The sequence below is a fragment of the Arthrobacter burdickii genome, assembly GCF_030433645.1.
Taxonomy (GTDB): domain Bacteria; phylum Actinomycetota; class Actinomycetes; order Actinomycetales; family Micrococcaceae; genus Arthrobacter_D; species Arthrobacter_D burdickii.
Genome location: NZ_JAROCG010000001.1, coordinates 1,465,449 through 1,480,974, shown reverse-complemented (window position 1 = coordinate 1,480,974; position 15,526 = coordinate 1,465,449). Strand labels below are relative to the sequence as shown.

The following is a 15,526-nucleotide window of genomic DNA, read 5'->3' as shown; positions in this document are numbered from 1 at the left end:
ACACCCTCGGAGAAGGGGGTGCGCCGGGCCGGGCGTCCGGCGATGATCCCTAGGCGCGGTAGACCTGCACCACGGAGGGCCGGGGAAGCGCTGCCTGGCCCTTGCCGGGGGCGCTCCCGGACGGCACGTAGTCGGGGAAGGAGGAGTGCTGGTTCGCCCAGCTCCCATCCTCACCCGGGTGCTGCACGGCGACGAAGACCGTGCCCTCCTGGTCGTGGATGATCGGACCGCACGTCTCGGCGTCCCGCGGTACCGCGAGGAACTGCTGCACGCGTCCGCGCTCCGCTCCTTCGAGGCCCACCTTGAACAGTCCGTCGCTGTAGCCGACCGTGCCCGGCTGGCCGTCGGTGGAGATCCACAGGTTGCCCTGGGAGTCGAAGGCGACGTTGTCGGGGCAGGAGATCGGCGAGACCTTGTCCTTCGGGTAGCCGCCGAAGTACGTCGCCGGGCTGCGTGCAGGGTCGCCGCAGACGAGGAGGAGGTTCCAGGTGAACCGGGTACCCGACGCGTTGCCGCCCGCCTCGCTCAGTTCGACCACGTGGCCGTCACGGTTCAGCGTGCGCGGGTTGGCCTCGTCCGCGATCGCGTTGGACCCTACGCCGCGGTTGGTGTTGTTGGTGCAGGCGACGTAGACCCTGCCGGTGAGGGGGTTCGGTTGCACGTCCTCGCAGCGGTCCATCTTGGTGGCGCCCATCCTGTCGGCGGCGAGGCGGGTGAAGACGGCGACCTCCTCGGCGGTCATCCCGGCGACCACGGACCGGTTGTCGACGAGGAGCGGCAGCCACTCGCCGACGCCGTCGAACGCTCCGTCCGAGGGCAGCCTGCCGCTCCCGTCGATCTCGGCGACGGAATCGCCCTGGAAGCGTGCGACGTAGAGCGAGCCCTCACTCAGCAGCGTCATGTTGGCCTTGCGTGCGGCGGCGCTCGTGCCGGGCTGGACCGTGTTCGTCGACACGAACTTGTAGAGGTAGTCGAAGCGCTCGTCGTCGCCCATGTACGCCACGACGCGGCCGTCGGACGCGACGGTCACGTTCGCGCCCTCGTGCTTGAAGCGTCCGAGCGCGGTGTGCTTCTTCGGCGTGGAGGTGGGGTCGAAGGGATCGACCTCGACGATGTAGCCGAAGCGGTGCTTCTCGTTCTCGTAGCCGGCGTTGCGTGTATCCCACCGCGCCTCGTCGATCTCCCAGCCGCGCGCTGTCGGACGGTTGGTGAGGCCGTAGCGGCGGTCGCCGTCGCTGGTGCCGGTGGCCACGAAGTAACCGTTGAAGTTCTCCTCACCCGAGAGGATGGTGCCCCAGGGCGTGGTGCCGCCGGCGCAGTTCCCGAGCGTTCCGAGGATGGTGCGGCCCGCGGGGTCGTCCTTCGTCTTCAGCAGGTCCGACCCGGCGGCGGGGCCGGTGACCTCGTACGGGGTGGTGGTCAGGTAGCGGCGGTTGAGCGGGGCGCCCTGCACGTAGGACCACGGCTTGTTCCTGTTCCTGCGCTCGAGCTCGACGACGGACAGCCCGTGGGCGGCCTTGCCGATGCCTCGCACGTCCGCGGCGGGCAGGGTCGGCGGGACCATGATGGTCTCGTTCGTGTACTCGTGGTTGGCGAAGAGCACCGCGCGGCGGCCCTTGCTGCCCTCGATCTCGAGGACGTCGGTGTAGTCGCAGTTGTAGCCGAACTGCAGCGCCTGCGCCGCGGCAGTCTGGCTCTCGGCATCGAAGGCCGGGGAGTTCGCGAACAGGGGGTCGCCCCAGCGGATCACCGGCTTCCAGCCGTAACCCTGCGGCACCGTCATGGCGTCCACGGAGGCGTCGACCGGCGCGATGGCGTCGAACGGCAGGTTGCTCTTGCGATAGCCCGTGCCGGGAGGCGGTGCGGCCTGAGCCGAGCCGGCTCCGGTCTGCATGCCGACGAGGAGGGTCAACGCGCCGGCGGCACCGGCGCCGAGCGCGCTCCGGCGTGAGAACTCGCTCGAAACGATATCGCGGAAGTAGGTGTTGGTGGAGGTGTTGCAGACCGCATCGGAGCAGGCGTTGTCACACTTCAGCGCACAGGTGACGGCGCTGCGCTTTCCCCTGGTGGAGCCGAGCATCGGCAGAAGGCGGCGTGGAGTTTCAGTCATGGGGTGGTACCTCTCGCAGGATGAACGTCGTCCGTCCCCACCCTGCAGAGCGCACCTGAACAACCGCGGTGCGTGGCGGTGAACGGCGCATGAACGCCGTCCGAACTCGGGCCTCGGTGCCGGTCCCGGGACCGGCACCGATCCACCCGTCTCAGGCCGCCGAGAGGCCTGCGTCCTGGAAGCCGCCCTCGACCCGCAGCGGGAGGGCGCGTCCCAGCTGCCGCTCCCGAGCCGCGTGCACGAACGCGTCGAACAGCGCGGTCTCCGCCGGGTTCTGCTCGGGGTGCCACTGGACGCCGATGCAGAAACGGTTGGCGGGGAACTCGATGGCCTCGATGATGCCGTCTCTGCTCCAGGCGGAGGCCTGCAGGCCCAGTCCTACCCGGTCCACCGCCTGGTGGTGGGATACCGGGACGGCGTCGAGGTGGGTGGCTCCCATGACCTGCGCCACCTGCGAGCCGGGTCGCAGGTCCACGGGGACCGCGTTGAAGCGGTGATCGCCGAGCTGGTAGGGGCTGTCGCCCACCAGATCGGGCAGGTGCTGGTGCAGGGAGCCCCCGAGAGCGACATTGAGCATCTGTTCGCCGCGGCAGATCCCGAGGAGCGGCAGGTCGATCCGGACCGCCTCCCGCACCACGGCGGAGTCCCACGCGTCGCGCAGCCGGTGCGGGGCGTCCGTCTCGGCGTGGGGCTCGGCCCCATAGCGCGAGGGGTCGATGTCCCAGCCTCCGACCACGATCACGCCGTCGAGCCGTGGCAGCAGCTGCTCGACGACGCCGCCGTCGGTTCCCTGCGGCGGCAGCAGGACGGGGATGGCACCGGCAGCGAGGACGGGCGCCAGATAGTTCTGCGGCAGGAAGGCTGCCTCGACGGTTCCGCACCCTTCGGTGACGGCCGGGTCGAGATAGGCCGTGAGGCCGATGACCGGCATCGGGAGCGAGTCCGAGGATGTCAAGTGGATATTCCTTTCATGAGACCGTTGACATCCAATTCTAGTACTTCATTGTTGTCGCCACGTTTCGGACAGGTGAGGATTCCGTATCGCTTCCAGCCCTGGTCAGTGCTGCCCCGCCGCGGCGAGCACCGCGTAGCAGCGACGCAGGCGTTCCAGCCACTCCAGCCTCCTGTCGGGGGCTGCGGCGAAGTGGAGCAGCTTCTCCCCCGAGACCTGCACGTCCCGCACGGGCAGTGCCCCGCCCAGCGGCACGAGCGACGCGTCGGTGACGTCACCGGCCATGAGCGACACGGTTGCCAGGCCACACGCGTAGGGCAGGTCCGGCAGCGCAGCGGCGAGGGCGACGCCGGCACGGATTCCGACGGACGTGTCGAGGGCGGAGCTGACGACGGCGGGAAGGCCCGCGCGGCCGATGATGTCGAGCGCCCGGCGCACGCCTCCTAGCGGCGGCGCCTTGATGACGAGGAGGTCGGCCGCGTCCTCCCGGGCGACGCGCAGCGGGTCGTCCTGGCGCCGCACGCTCTCGTCCGCCGCCACCAGGACCGGAGCGCCGCGGCGGCGCAACTCGAGTCTCACCGCACGCAGACCGGCGATGTCCGCGACCGGCTGCTCGACGTACTGCAGGTCGAATGGCGCCAGCGCGTCGAGGGCGGTGAGCGCCTCGCCGACCTCCCACCCGCCGTTGGCGTCCACCTTGATCCCCGCCTCGGGGAGGAGTCTGCGCACTTCGGCGACGCGGGCGACGTCGTCCGCCAGGTCCTGTCCCTTCTCCGCCACCTTCACCTTCACGGCGCCGACGGCACCGAAAGGGGACAGCACCCCTTCGACGGCGCCAGGTCCGACAGCGGGGACCGTCGCGTTGACGGGCACCGACGCCCGGACCGGGTCCGGGAATCCGTGCCAGGCCGCTTCGACGGCAGAGGCGAGCCACGGAGCGGACTCGGCGTCGTCGTACTCGAGGAACGGACAGAACTCGCCCCACCCTGCCGGCCCGCGCACCAGGAGGGCCTCACGCACGAGGACGCCCCGGAACTTCACCCGCATGGGGACCGACACCACGTGGGCCGAGGCCTCGATCTCCTCCAGCGGAGGCAGCGGAAGGGGAACCGGCGGGGCCATCGGTAGCTTGTGCACGACCTCAGGCTACGGGAGCACCCGGCTCGCCCGGAGGTCGCGGGACGGTGGCGGAACTCGCAGGATCGTGTGGAACCATGGGGTCGATGACCTCGCAGCGAACCCCTTCCCGGCAGGCGCGGGCAGCACGCTCGCCGCTGCTGTTCGTGCTGGCCGCCCTCGCCTGCGCGACGGCGCTCGGATGGACCTACTGGGCCTTCGTCCGGACCACCACGGGTCAGTTCGCCGACGAATCCGCGTGGCGCGAGGCAGGAGTCGCAGCGCCGGACACGCAGCTGCCGTTCCTGCGGTTCCTGGACACGCTGCCCACCATCTCGGCGGTCCTCGCGGCCGCCGCCATCCTGTTCGTGGCCTTCGGGCGCAGGCGCTACGCCGCCGCCCTGACGGCCGTCGCCGTCATCGCGGCCTCCAACCTGACGACGCAGATCCTCAAGAACCTCGTCTTCGACCGCCCCGACCGGGGCGTCGACACGCTGGACTTCAATTCATTACCGTCAGGGCATACGACGCTCGCGGCATCCGCCGCTGCCGCCGTCTTCATCATCGCAACTCCCCGCTGGCGCCCCTTAGCCGCAGCGGCGGGCGGGGGCTACTCCGTCCTCGCGGGCGCTGCCACTTTCCTCAACCTGTGGCACCGCCCGGCCGACGTCGTCGCAGCCCTCCTCGTCGTGGGGGCCTGGACGCTGGTCGGAGGCCTGATCATCATGCGCACCGGGAACACGTGGAACACGTGGCAGGGTTTCGGTGCGCACTGGGCGTCCTCGCGCGGCTGGCTCGTCCTCTGCTGGGTGCTCGGGCTCGGCGGCCTGGCGCTGTCCGCCGCCCTCTATCTCTCCGTCCAGGCCGCCGGCCCCCCACCCGCACCCGGGACGGCGGGCGTGCCCCTGTTCTTCTGGGCGGGCCTCACCTGCATCGTCGGCGTCGGCTTCGCCCTCTCGGCCTCCGTCGGCTGGCTCTTCGCGGCCCAGGCGCGGACGACGACCGAGCAGACGCGGCCGTAACACCCTCGGGGCCCCGCCGCACGCCCTTTCCGTATCCCGCTTCCCCTGTTGAAGCGCCGGGACGACGGTGCAACGCTGGCCGGACCAGCGACGGAAGAGGCGGACGATGAAAGCCATGGTGTACCGCGGGCCCTACAAGATCCGGGTCGAGGAAAAACCCATGCCGAAGATCGAGCACCCGAACGATGCGATCGTCCGGGTCACGACCGCGGCGATCTGCGGCTCGGACCTGCACCTGTACCACGGGCTGATGCCGGACACCCGGGTGGGCACCACCTTCGGGCACGAGTTCATCGGCGTCGTCGAGGAGGTGGGGCCCTCCGTCCAGAACCTCACGCGCGGCGACCGCGTCATGGTGCCCTTCAACGTCTACTGCGGGTCCTGCTACTTCTGTGCGCGCGGCCTGTACTCGAACTGCCACAACGTCAACCCGAACGCGACGGCGGTGGGCGGCATCTACGGCTACTCCCACACGACCGGCGGCTACGACGGCGGCCAGGCGGAGTTCGTGCGCGTGCCCTTCGCCGACGTGGGGCCGGCGATCATCCCCGACTGGATGGACAGTGAGGACGCGGTGCTCCTCACGGACGCCGTCGCCACCGGGTATTTCGGCGCGCAGCTCGGCGACATCGTCGAGGGCGACACCGTGGTGGTGTTAGGTGCCGGCCCGGTCGGGCTGTACGCCGCGAAATCGGCGTGGCTCATGGGGGCCGGACGCGTTCTCGTCGTCGACCACCTCGAATACCGGCTCGAGAAGGCCCGTACCTTCGCCCACGCCGAGACCTTCAACTTCGCGGAGTACGACGACATCGTGGTCGAGATGAAGAAGACCACCGACTTTCTGGGGGCGGACGTCGTGATCGACGCGGTGGGAGCGGAGGCGGACGGCAACTTCCTCCAGCAGGTGACCGGCACGAAGCTCAAGCTGCAGGGCGGCTCCCCCATCGCCCTGAACTGGGCGATCGATGCCGTGCGCAAGGGCGGGACGGTATCCGTCGTCGGAGCCTATGGCCCGATCTTCAGTGCGGTGAAATTCGGTGATGCGCTCAACAAGGGCCTGACCCTGCGCATGAACCAGACGCCGGTCAAGCGGCAGTGGCCGCGCCTCTTCGACCACATCCGCAACGGGTACCTCAAGCCCAACGACATCGTCACCCACCGGATACCCCTCGAGGAGATCGCGGAGGGCTACCACATGTTCTCGGCGAAGCTCGACAACTGCATCAAGACGCTCGTCATCCCGACCCCCAGCTAGGAGATCACCGTGTCGTCCTCCACGCCGTCAACGCCCTACATCGCGAACAAGCCCAAGGACATCCCGACCGCCGAGGCGCTGCGCGCCCGTATCCCCGGCTGGGGCGTGGACCTCGACCCGAAGGACCGACCGTCGTTCCCGCGGGAGGTGTTCGACACCGCCGGGACGGGGGCGCACTGGGACTACCCGGAGGAACAGCAGGGCGGGGAACGCAGGGAGCGGTCGATCGAGCACGGCCAGCTGACTCCGGTCTTCGGCACGAGCGTGCCCCTGAAAGGCGTCTCCGGCAGCATCCGCCGCTACGCCTACCGGTACAGCGAGGGCCGCGCCGCGCACTGGCTCCTGCTCCTGCTCGGCGACCGCGTGGACGCGTGGGGCGCCCACCTGGCCTCGTTCGCCACACTGCGGCCCGACAACCCCATTACGGAGACCGGCATCCTGTCCGAGGGGCGCCGGCACGGACTGGCGTCACGGTTCGGCACGGGACGCGCGGACGTCAACCACACCTGGATCGATCCCATCGTCGTCGGTGGTCCATGGGTCGTCGCGACGGCGGGTGCGGCACTTGCCGCGCGCGCCATCGCCCGCCGCGCGCGGCGCTGAGGCCGGAAGGGCACGCGTGTCGGAGACGGGGCGAAGGGACGCCCGCCGTCAGCGGTGCGCCGCTGCGCCCACCGTCCCCGGAGCGGCGCGCGGGATCCAGTACCAGAGGACCGCCGCGCCGAGGAAGCCCAGGGCCGCCGTCGCCCAGATCCCGACGGAGAGTGTCGCCAGGGCGGTCACGAGCGAGAGGAGCGCCGGCCCGCCCATGGTCCCCGCGTCGGTGAGCAGGCGCCAGATCCCGAGGAACTGCGGGCGTCCGGGCGAGGGCGAGAAGTCGGCCCCGAGCGTCATGACGATGCCCGACCCGATGCCGTTGCCGAAGCCGATGAGCAGGGCGACGAGGAGCAGGCCCACCGCCTCCCCGGTCGTCGGCAGCAGGGCGAGCGCCGTCCCCATGATCAGCATGCACGGGACCGCGATCCAGCGGCGGCCCTTGATGTCCATGACCTTGCCGGAGGGGTAGAAGATCAGCATGTCGATGGCGCCGGACAGCCCGTAGATCAGTGCCGTGGCGGACGCGTCCAGGCCGATGTCCTCCGCCCACAACGGCAGCACCGCCTGGCGCGTGGCTCTGACCGCAGCGATCAGCAGCACGCCGATCCCCACGGTGGCGAAGATGCGTGCGTGGCTGCGCAGGACCGAACGCACCGTCGGCGCCGACGGTGGAGCGGCGCCGAGCAGTGTCCGCGCTGCGGGCCCGTGCCTGCCCGCCTCGAGTTCGGGCACCCGCCAGCTGAGTGCTGCTGCGGCGAGGCTCGCCGCACCTCCGACCCAGTACGCGCCGTCGAGCCCGCGCGCGCTCATGGCCAGGGCCGCGGCGAAGGGCCCGATAAAGACACCGATGCGGGTGACGCCTCCGAGCGTCGAGAGCGCACGGGCGCGGAAGTACACCGGAACGGCCTCGGTGAGGTAGCTCTGCCGCGCAAGTCCGAACACTGCACCGGCCATGCCGACCATCAGGACGGCTGCCGCGAAGACCGGCAGTGCAGGTGCCCACAGCGCCAGGAACATCGCCGCGGCACACCAGAGGGCGGCACCCACGAGTGCTTTCCGCTCGCCGAACCGGGTGGCGATCAGGGTGGCCGGGACGTTGGCGAGGAGGGATCCGACGCCGGAGAGCGTGATGACCAGGGCCGCCGTGGCGACGTCGGCGCCGAGGTCCCGTGCGGTCAGGGCGATGACCGGGAGGATGGCGCCGGTCGCGACCCCGTACAGCAGCGAGGGACCATACGCTCCCAGGGCGATCGAGCGGAGGTCGAAGGTTTCCTGGGGCACCCTTCAACCCTAGTCCGCGCGCAGGAGCGTGGAGCCGCCCCTCGGGAGGATGCGGGATCGGCAGCTGCGGAGAACCGGCCTACTCTCCGCCGTCCCCATCGCCGATCGCTGAAGCGGAACACCCCGGCAGGTCTGCCGGCGGGCCGGCTTCCACCACCGCGCTGAAGGTCTGGCCCGAGTCTCCGGCACGCAGGATCGCCGGGTCCTCGTAGTCCGTCCCGCGGTCGTCGTCCGGGGAGTGCCAGGCCGCGACCTCGACGGGATCCAGTGGCGTCCCGTCCGCGAGCGGACCCGGGATGCGCGTCGCCGCATCCGTTGCGGCTGCCGGGTCGCTCACTGCGGCCACCCGCAGCGGTACCCCTGTGAAATCACTCGGAGACACGGCATTCCCCTCCCTCGGGGTCGCGGCGCGTCCCCTGCATCGATCGTCCTCGCTCCCGACCCGGTGTCAAGGAAATGCCGTCCCAGACGGGAATCGGACTGCCGGCAGGATCTCAGGCGAGCAGGAGGCCTACCGACAGGCCGAGGCCCGCCGCGGCGAGCGCCGCTCCCGCGGTCCCGGCACCGGACACCAGGGCTGCGCGGACGCGGCCGGCCTGGATGAGGCGCACCGTTTCGGTGCTCGCCGTGCTGAAGGTCGTGTATCCGCCGAGGAAGCCCGTCCCGCAGACGAGGGTCCATGCGGGCGGGAGGGCCGACGCGAGGACGAGCCCGGTGAGGAATCCGAGCAGGAGGGATCCGCTGATGTTGATCGCCATGGTGCCGACCGGGACGGGACCCCGGAGGCGCGACCGGATGGCGCCGTCGAGCACGAAGCGCGCGACCGACCCGAGGCCGCCCGCGATGCCGAGCGCCAGCACGGATACCACGCTCACGGAGCACTGTCCGATGCCGCCCGCGAAGGGGTACGGCTCCCGACGGCGATACCCACCGCCGTCGCGCCGAGCCCCACCAGCACGGAGACCGCGAGGTAGGCGACACCCTCGACCGCCCGACCGGCCCCGAGGAGGAGCGCGGAGTCGACGGCGAGCGCACTGTACGTGGTGAAGCCGCCGAGGAAGCCCGTGCCCAGGAGCAACCGCAGGGCACGACGGCGCCCGTGGTCGGCGCCGCGCCGCGCAAGGGCCTCGAGGAGGAGGCCGAGGGCGAAGGCACCCGCGATATTGATCAGGAATATCCCGAGCGGGAGCCCCCCGGGAGTAGGGAGTGCCGCCGCGAGGCCGAAACGGGCAAGGGTTCCTCCCATGCCTCCGAGGAAGACGAGGCCGAGGTAGGCGGGCCGGACGTACGGTGGCGCGCTCTGGTCCTGGCTCGGCACACCTGCCCTGGACTCAGGCAACGTTCCGCGCGAGGAAGTCCAGGGTCAGGGCCCACGCGTCCGCGGCCGCGTCGGGCCGGTATGCGAAACGGTTCGAGTCGTTGAAGAAGGCGTGGCCGGCACCCGGGTAGACCCTGGCCGTGAAGTCCACGCCGGCATCCGCCATCGCCGCGTCGAGGGCCGGCAGCGCGGTGATGAGCGCGTGGTCGTCCTGGCCGTAGAAGGCCAGGACAGGTGCCTTGATGCGGGCGAGTTCCTCGCCGGAGAAGTGGGCATGGCCGTAGAAGGGCACACAGGCGAGGAGCCTCGGCTCGTGCACGGCGAGCGAGAAGCTGTACGTGCCGCCGAAGCAGAAGCCGGTGATGGCCACGCGTCCGCGCACGTCCGCGTCGTCGTACAGGAAGTCGAAGCAGGCCTGGACGCGCCCGATGGTGAGCGCAGCGAACTCGGCGTTCTGCAGCGGCGCCAGGAGGGCCCGGAGCTTCGGCTGGGCCCGGTTGCGTGCCTCCGCGTCCGGGCCGGCGATCGCCTCACCGATCCCCGCGGTGTTCTGCTCGGTGATGCCGTGGTCGGCGAGCAGGTCGGGTGCCACGACGACGTAGCCCTCCCGCGCGAACCGGTCTGCCACATCCCGCGTATGAGCGACGAGCCCCCACACTTCGTGGATGAGGATGAGACCGCCCTTCACGGGACCGTCGGGCCGCGCGACGTAGGCGGACAGCGCGCCGGACGCCGTCGCGATGTCCTGGAATGAGCTCATTCGCCTAGGCTTGCACGCTTCTTGATACTGCGCCAACCGCCCTCGCGGTTGGCGGCGATGATCGCCCGGAAGATCTCGCGCAGGGCATCCTCGTCGAGCGGCCGGTCCTGGTACACGGCGATGGTCCGCCCCGTGGAGTTGGTGTGGCCTCCCGTGATGATTCCCCGGGGATCGGGCGCGAGGCCCCCGTCGTACAGGAACACGTTGACGTGGTCCTTGGTGGCGAGGAGGGCACACACGTTCCCCTGGAGGACGAAGTAGGGCTGGCGCGTGCGCTTGATCGTCTCCTCGACCTCCGGATCCGCGTCGTGCACGAGGCGGCGGACGGCCCGGCAGATGTCCTGCTGCCAGGGAGGCAGCGCGGCGATGTAGTCGTCGATCCGGGGATCGGGTGCTCCGGCCATGGGGACAGTGTGCCAGCGCCCGCGGGCGGCCGGAAGGGCGACGAGGGCTGCCGACCAGGAGGATCCCCAGGCGGAGGCAGGAGGCACCGCGCGCAGGCACATGTTCCATCAGCGTCTCCTGCACTGATTCGGCCCGACGGGAGTATCATCGGTGCCACCACAATCAGTCAACGACGACGGACGTGTGATGACCACCAGATTCCTCCTCCTCCTCGGCATGCTCAGCATCTCCCTCGGGATGTTCGCCCTGTTCGCGGGCGACCGCGGCTACCCCCTCCTCCTGGTCGTAGCGGGCGGCATCATGCTCGCGAGGCTGTGCTTCAGGCCGGGATCTCCGCCTTCCAGCTCCTCCGACGATCGCCATGCCCCCAGATTCTCGATGCCTCCCGTCGGCACCTGCCCTCCGGACCGGCTGCGCGAGGCGCGCGACCTCGCAGCGCGCGTCGTCGAGGCGTCGAACTCCGGCGGGGCGCACCACCGGTGATCGCCATGACGTGATCCGCTGCGCCGCATCGCCCACGGAGCCTTCCGCCCACCGCGGACGTCCTGTTGAGTGGCGGTATGAGAAGAGTCCTGATCCTCGGCGGTACCGCGTGGCTCGGCCGGGAACTGGCCACCCAGCTCGTGGACGGCGGCGACGACGTCACGTGCCTGGCCCGCGGCAGGTCGGGCCCGCCACCGCCCGGTGTGGTCTTCGTCGCGGCGGACCGGACCGCAGGGGCAGCCTACGACGCCGTCCGCACCACGGACTGGGACGAGGTCATCGAGCTCTCCTGGGACATCGGGCATGTCAGAAATGCCCTCAATGCCCTCGCCGGACGGGCGACTCACTGGACGCTCATCTCCTCCTGCTCCGTGTACGCGCCCGATACCGAGGCCGGAGCGGACGAGTCGGCGGTGCTGGTGCAGGCGAACGCCGATGACGATTACGCGCAGGCCAAGGTGCTGTGCGAGCAGTCCTCGACGGCAGCCGTCGGCGACCGCCTGCTGATCCTCCGCGCCGGCCTGATCGCAGGACCGGGGGACGGCAGCGACCGCTTCGGCTACTGGGTCTCGCGGTGCGCCCTCGCAGGGAACGAGGACGTGCTCGCGCCCACCCTCGCCGGCCGCCACGTCCAGGTCATCGATGTGCGCGACCTCGCGGCGTGGACCCTCCGCGGCGGGCGGGACGGCGTCCGAGGAGCGATCAATGCCGTCGGAAACGAGCACACCTTCGAGGACGTGATCGCCCAGGCACGCTCGGTAGCCGGGCACACCGGCACCGTCGTCGAGGCCGCCCCGAATTGGCTGGCGGAGCAGGGCGTCGCCTACTGGTCCGGTCCGCGGTCGCTGCCGCTCTGGCTTCCCGACGGCTTCGAAGGCTTCTCCCGGCGCAGCAATGCAGCCTTCCGTGCAGCGGGCGGAGCGCTCCGGAGCCTGCGCGGAACGCTGCGGGACACGCTCGACGACGAACGCGCGCGGGGGCTCGAGCGCAATCGCAGGGCCGGGCTGTCCCGGGCCGAGGAAGGAGAGCTCCTGGGAGAACTGCGGGACCGCCCCGACGACGGCGGGTAGCCCGGGTCGCAGATACCGCCGCGCTGCAGTGCGGCACCAACCAGCGCCGACGTCTTGCCCCGGCACCCGGCGGGGCCTACCCTGCCGGCAAGACCTCCGGGGACACGAAGGAGGAGGACCATGCGAACCGCGATACCGGCCGTCCTGTGCGGGCTACTCCTCGCCGTTCCGTCCTGTTCGGCGGTGTCCTGCACTGCCATCGCGGCCCTTCCGGGTCTGTCCATCACCCTGGCCGGAGGGCCGGCCGCCGTCACCGAACGCCTCGAGGTCTCGGTCTGCACCGACGACGGCTGCAGCGCCACCGGGGTCGACCTCGCCCCCGGGTCGACGACGACGGAGGAAACCTGCACCCCGGACGGCACCTGCAGCGCCGTCTCCACGCCGGACGGGACGCTGATCGGGTTCGCGGAACTCGACCTGCCCGAGCGTGAGGTGCGTGCCGACGTGACCGTGCACCAGCGGGATGGACGCACCGACTCCTACACGGCCACGGTCGACCCGGCCATGGTGCATCCGAACGGTGAATACTGCGATGGCGGGGCGATCCAGGGCCGGCTCGTGCTCGACGACACCGGGCTCCGCTCCGGCTAGTCCCCCGGGCCGGACCAGTGCCGCCCGCTCCGCGAGAGTGCAGGAAGAACTGCGGAACAGACGCTCAGGCGGTCATTTCTGCCGTCTCGTCGGACAACTGCGACGGCAGACCGGATCGAGGACGACGCCGGAGCTACAGGGCGGTGATGGTCCAGCCCGTGTGGTGGGTCTCCCCCGGGTGGAGGACCACGAGGTCCTCGCCGGTGGTGAAGGCCCCGGGCGGGCACGTCATGGGTTCCACGGCGAGTCCGAGCCGTGTGCTCTCGGGCTTCTTCGGGAGGTCCGCGGTGTGGATCTGCACCCAGGGGCAGGTGTCGTCCCACACCATGGCGGTCCCGGTCCCGGACGCCGGATCGGTGACTCGCACTGTGGCCCGGCCGGCGTCGTCGCGCGTCAGGTCGGTGAAGGCGTGGTCGATCTGCACGTCACCCAGCGCGTGGGCCACCCGGAAATCGAACGGAGTGCCGGCGACGGGCTCCTTGGCCACGGGCAGCAGGCGATCGGGAGTGACGGTGAGGACCGTAGCGGCGGGCAGTTCGAGGACCCACGCGTCGAGCGGTGAGGGACCGGCGACGAGGTACGGATGGGGGCAGACCCCGTAGGGCGCTCGCCGCGATCCCGTGTTGAGGGCGGTGATGTCCGTCCGGAAACCCTCCGCTCCGACGCCGAAGCGTGCGTGCAGCGCCACCGTGAAGGGGTACGCCTCCGTCGGCTCGATGGTGCACCCCAGCGTCACGGCGGATTCCGTGTGCTCGACGAGGGTCCAGGGGATGTCGAACACGAGACCGTGGAGGGCCGTGCCGCGCTCGGGCTCGTTGATCGGCAGCTCGTGGGAGGAGCCGTCGAACGAGTAGCGCCCGTCCTCGATGCGGTTCGGCCACGGCGCGACGAAGGCGCCCCGAAAATTGGGCATCTCCTCGTGGGCGCCGAAGCCGACCACGAGCGGCCGCCCCTCATAGGTCAGTTCCCGGACAGCGGCACCGAGACCGAGGACGACGGCCGTGTAGCCGCCGCCCTCGATCCTGTATTCGGAAGAGCTCATGCGAGGGATACGGCCGTCCACGACACGGGGGGAAGCGTGATGGTGACGGCGCTGCCGTCGAGCTTCGCTGAGGTGTTGGTCTTCATGGTCACGCGCTCGGGCTCCTCGAGGGTGTTCTTGGCATATACGTCCGTATCGTACAGCGACTGGGCGTCCACGGTGGTGAACCCGTCGAGCGCCGCGATGTCGATCGTCACGGTCGTCTCCTCGGTCTGCGAACGGTTGACGAGGAAGACGGCGGTCGCGCCCGTCGCGTCGTCGTGCGTCGCCACGGCGTCCACGAGCGACACGACGCCGTACTCGCTGGTCTGGTACGTGCCGGCGTCGAGCTTGAGCTCGAGCACCGAACCCTGCGCGAGCTTCGAGGTGATGGCGAAGGGGAAGAACGTGGTCTGGCGCCAGGCGGGCCCACCCGGCTCCGTCATGATCGGGGCGATCACGTTGACGAGCTGTGCCAGCGACGCCGAGGTGACCCGATCCGCGTGCTTGAGCAGGGAGATCATCAGGTTGCCGAACACGACGGCGTCCGCGACCGAGTAGCAGTCCTCGAGCAGGCGCGGTGCCACGGGCCAGTTGTCGAGGCCCTCGATCTTGTCGACGTTCTCGAAGCGGCTGATGTACCAGACGTTCCACTCGTCGAAGGAGATGTTGATGGTCTTCGAGCTGCCGCGGACCGCCTTCACGTGGTCCGCGGTGGCGACCACGGACTCGATGAAGGAGTCCATGTCGACGGCGGAGGCGAGGAACGACCCGAGGTCGCCGTTCTTCTCCTCGTAGTAGGCGTGGCAGGAGATGTAGTCCACCACGTCGTACGTGTGCGAGAGCACGACGCGCTCCCATTCACCGAACGTCGGCATGTGGGCGCTGGAGGAGCCGCAGGCCACGAGTTCGATGGACGGATCGAGCTGGCGCATCGCCCGGGCCGTGATGGCGGCCAGCTTGCCGTAGTCCTCGGCGGAACGGTGGCCGAGCTGCCACGGACCATCCATCTCATTGCCCAGGCACCAGATCTTGACCTCGAACGGGTCGGGACGGCCGTTGGCCATGCGCTGGTCGGCGAGTGCGGTGCCCTTGGGCAGGTTGGAGTACTCGAGGAGCTCGAGGGCCTCGGGGGTGCCGCGCGTGCCGAGGTTCACGGCCAGCATGAGGTCGCTGTCGACCTTCTGCAGCCACGAGGCGAACTCGTGCATGCCCACCTGGTTGGTCTCCGTGGAGTGCCAGGCGAGGTCGAGGCGGGTGGGGCGCTCCTCGCGCGGCCCCACGCTGTCCTCCCAGCGGAAGCCGGAGACGAAGTTTCCTCCGGGATAGCGGATGGTCGAGACGCCCATCTCCTTCACGAGCTCGATGACGTCCTGGCGGAAGCCCTCGTCGTCGGCGGTCGCATGGCCGGGCTCGTAGATGCCGTCGTAGACGTGGCGGCCGAGGTGTTCGACGAACCCGCCGAAGATGTTGCGGTTGATGGGCCCGACCGTGAAATGGGGGTCGAGCGTGAGGCGTGCGTTCTGCATCGGGCTACTTTCTTGA

17 protein-coding genes are annotated in these 15,526 nt (G+C 70.2%); 6 read left to right on the top strand and 11 right to left on the bottom strand.

The features are described from left to right. Positions 1 to 49 precede the first annotated feature (49 nt). The 3 genes from P5G52_RS06880 to P5G52_RS06870 all read right to left on the bottom strand — a co-directional run bounded on the left by P5G52_RS06880 (position 50) and on the right by P5G52_RS06870 (position 4,184). Positions 50 to 2,110, bottom strand: coding sequence for a PhoX family protein (locus tag P5G52_RS06880; RefSeq protein ID WP_301225908.1), 2,061 nt, complete (start codon positions 2,108 to 2,110; stop codon positions 50 to 52). A 151-nt stretch (positions 2,111 to 2,261) separates the two neighbouring features. Further along, complete coding sequence (locus P5G52_RS06875; protein ID WP_301225906.1) at positions 2,262 to 3,065, bottom strand: gamma-glutamyl-gamma-aminobutyrate hydrolase family protein; 804 nt, start codon at positions 3,063 to 3,065, stop codon at positions 2,262 to 2,264. 102 nt (positions 3,066 to 3,167) lie between these two features. Continuing rightward, entirely contained in the window at positions 3,168 to 4,184 is a 1,017-nt protein-coding gene (locus P5G52_RS06870; RefSeq protein WP_301228696.1) for an o-succinylbenzoate synthase, read from the bottom strand. Positions 4,185 to 4,285: 101 nt separating this feature from the next. Between P5G52_RS06870 and P5G52_RS06865 the strand changes: the two genes are divergently transcribed. The 3 genes from P5G52_RS06865 to P5G52_RS06855 all read left to right on the top strand — a co-directional run bounded on the left by P5G52_RS06865 (position 4,286) and on the right by P5G52_RS06855 (position 7,058). Next, positions 4,286 to 5,200, top strand: a complete 915-nt coding sequence (locus P5G52_RS06865) for a phosphatase PAP2 family protein (protein WP_301225904.1) — start codon at positions 4,286 to 4,288, stop codon at positions 5,198 to 5,200. Between the two features lie 106 nt (positions 5,201 to 5,306). Beyond that, on the top strand, positions 5,307 to 6,455 hold the full coding sequence (locus P5G52_RS06860) for a zinc-dependent alcohol dehydrogenase (RefSeq protein ID WP_301225902.1): 1,149 nt from the start codon (positions 5,307 to 5,309) through the stop codon (positions 6,453 to 6,455). A 9-nt stretch (positions 6,456 to 6,464) separates the two neighbouring features. Next, a complete protein-coding gene (locus P5G52_RS06855; RefSeq protein ID WP_301225900.1) occupies positions 6,465 to 7,058 on the top strand; it encodes a hypothetical protein in 594 nt (197 codons plus the stop codon). Positions 7,059 to 7,106: 48 nt separating this feature from the next. Here the strand turns inward: P5G52_RS06855 and P5G52_RS06850 are convergent, their stop codons facing one another. From P5G52_RS06850 to P5G52_RS06825, 6 genes are all read right to left on the bottom strand, one after another. Continuing rightward, a complete protein-coding gene (locus tag P5G52_RS06850) occupies positions 7,107 to 8,333 on the bottom strand; it encodes an MFS transporter (protein WP_301225898.1) in 1,227 nt (408 codons plus the stop codon). Between the two features lie 79 nt (positions 8,334 to 8,412). Then, complete coding sequence (locus tag P5G52_RS06845; protein WP_301225896.1) at positions 8,413 to 8,715, bottom strand: hypothetical protein; 303 nt, start codon at positions 8,713 to 8,715, stop codon at positions 8,413 to 8,415. 112 nt (positions 8,716 to 8,827) lie between these two features. Then, positions 8,828 to 9,208 (bottom strand): fluoride efflux transporter CrcB, encoded by a 381-nt coding sequence (crcB, locus tag P5G52_RS06840; protein ID WP_301225894.1) that lies wholly within the window; start codon positions 9,206 to 9,208, stop codon positions 8,828 to 8,830. Then, a complete protein-coding gene (locus P5G52_RS06835) occupies positions 9,205 to 9,651 on the bottom strand; it encodes a fluoride efflux transporter FluC (RefSeq protein ID WP_301225892.1) in 447 nt (148 codons plus the stop codon). The genes crcB and P5G52_RS06835 overlap by 4 nt, the downstream gene beginning before the upstream one ends. Positions 9,652 to 9,664: 13 nt before the next feature. Next, entirely contained in the window at positions 9,665 to 10,411 is a 747-nt protein-coding gene (locus P5G52_RS06830; RefSeq protein WP_301225890.1) for a dienelactone hydrolase family protein, read from the bottom strand. Next, positions 10,408 to 10,815: a DUF1801 domain-containing protein gene (locus tag P5G52_RS06825; protein ID WP_301225888.1), complete on the bottom strand. Its 408-nt coding sequence runs from the start codon at positions 10,813 to 10,815 to the stop codon at positions 10,408 to 10,410. The genes P5G52_RS06830 and P5G52_RS06825 overlap by 4 nt, the downstream gene beginning before the upstream one ends. 187 nt (positions 10,816 to 11,002) lie before the next feature. Here P5G52_RS06825 and P5G52_RS06820 point away from each other — a divergent pair, with 187 nt between their 5' ends. The 3 genes from P5G52_RS06820 (at position 11,003) to P5G52_RS06810 (ending at position 12,960) form a co-directional block, all read left to right on the top strand. Beyond that, positions 11,003 to 11,299 (top strand): hypothetical protein, encoded by a 297-nt coding sequence (locus P5G52_RS06820; RefSeq protein ID WP_301225887.1) that lies wholly within the window; start codon positions 11,003 to 11,005, stop codon positions 11,297 to 11,299. 77 nt (positions 11,300 to 11,376) lie between these two features. After that, positions 11,377 to 12,369, top strand: coding sequence for an NAD-dependent epimerase/dehydratase family protein (locus P5G52_RS06815; protein WP_301225885.1), 993 nt, complete (start codon positions 11,377 to 11,379; stop codon positions 12,367 to 12,369). Between the two features lie 120 nt (positions 12,370 to 12,489). Next, positions 12,490 to 12,960 carry a hypothetical protein gene (locus P5G52_RS06810; RefSeq protein WP_301225883.1) on the top strand — a complete coding sequence of 157 codons (471 nt, stop codon included), beginning with the start codon at positions 12,490 to 12,492 and terminating at the stop codon, positions 12,958 to 12,960. Positions 12,961 to 13,093: 133 nt separating this feature from the next. On the opposite strand, the gene P5G52_RS06805 is transcribed toward P5G52_RS06810, so the two are convergent. Beyond that, positions 13,094 to 14,002 (bottom strand): aldose 1-epimerase family protein, encoded by a 909-nt coding sequence (locus P5G52_RS06805; RefSeq protein ID WP_301225881.1) that lies wholly within the window; start codon positions 14,000 to 14,002, stop codon positions 13,094 to 13,096. Then, entirely contained in the window at positions 13,999 to 15,510 is a 1,512-nt protein-coding gene (gene arfA, locus P5G52_RS06800; RefSeq protein WP_301225879.1) for an arabinosylfuranosidase ArfA, read from the bottom strand. Before arfA ends, P5G52_RS06805 begins: the two co-directional genes overlap by 4 nt. Between the last annotated feature and the right edge of the window lie 16 nt (positions 15,511 to 15,526).

Bases quoted from the DNA above. Each gene is read 5' to 3' on its own strand.
- P5G52_RS06870 (WP_301228696.1), bottom strand. From the start codon at position 4,184: ATGGCCCCGCCGGTTCCCCTTCCGCTGCCTCCGCTGGAGGAGATCGAG.
- P5G52_RS06805 (WP_301225881.1), bottom strand. From the start codon at position 14,002: ATGAGCTCTTCCGAATACAGGATCGAGGGCGGCGGCTACACGGCCGTC.
- arfA (WP_301225879.1), bottom strand. From the start codon at position 15,510: ATGCAGAACGCACGCCTCACGCTCGACCCCCATTTCACGGTCGGGCCC.
- P5G52_RS06810 (WP_301225883.1), top strand. From the start codon at position 12,490: ATGCGAACCGCGATACCGGCCGTCCTGTGCGGGCTACTCCTCGCCGTT.
- P5G52_RS06830 (WP_301225890.1), bottom strand. From the start codon at position 10,411: ATGAGCTCATTCCAGGACATCGCGACGGCGTCCGGCGCGCTGTCCGCC.
- P5G52_RS06880 (WP_301225908.1), bottom strand. From the start codon at position 2,110: ATGACTGAAACTCCACGCCGCCTTCTGCCGATGCTCGGCTCCACCAGG.
- P5G52_RS06820 (WP_301225887.1), top strand. From the start codon at position 11,003: ATGACCACCAGATTCCTCCTCCTCCTCGGCATGCTCAGCATCTCCCTC.
- P5G52_RS06860 (WP_301225902.1), top strand. From the start codon at position 5,307: ATGAAAGCCATGGTGTACCGCGGGCCCTACAAGATCCGGGTCGAGGAA.
- P5G52_RS06865 (WP_301225904.1), top strand. From the start codon at position 4,286: ATGACCTCGCAGCGAACCCCTTCCCGGCAGGCGCGGGCAGCACGCTCG.
- P5G52_RS06815 (WP_301225885.1), top strand. From the start codon at position 11,377: ATGAGAAGAGTCCTGATCCTCGGCGGTACCGCGTGGCTCGGCCGGGAA.
- P5G52_RS06825 (WP_301225888.1), bottom strand. From the start codon at position 10,815: ATGGCCGGAGCACCCGATCCCCGGATCGACGACTACATCGCCGCGCTG.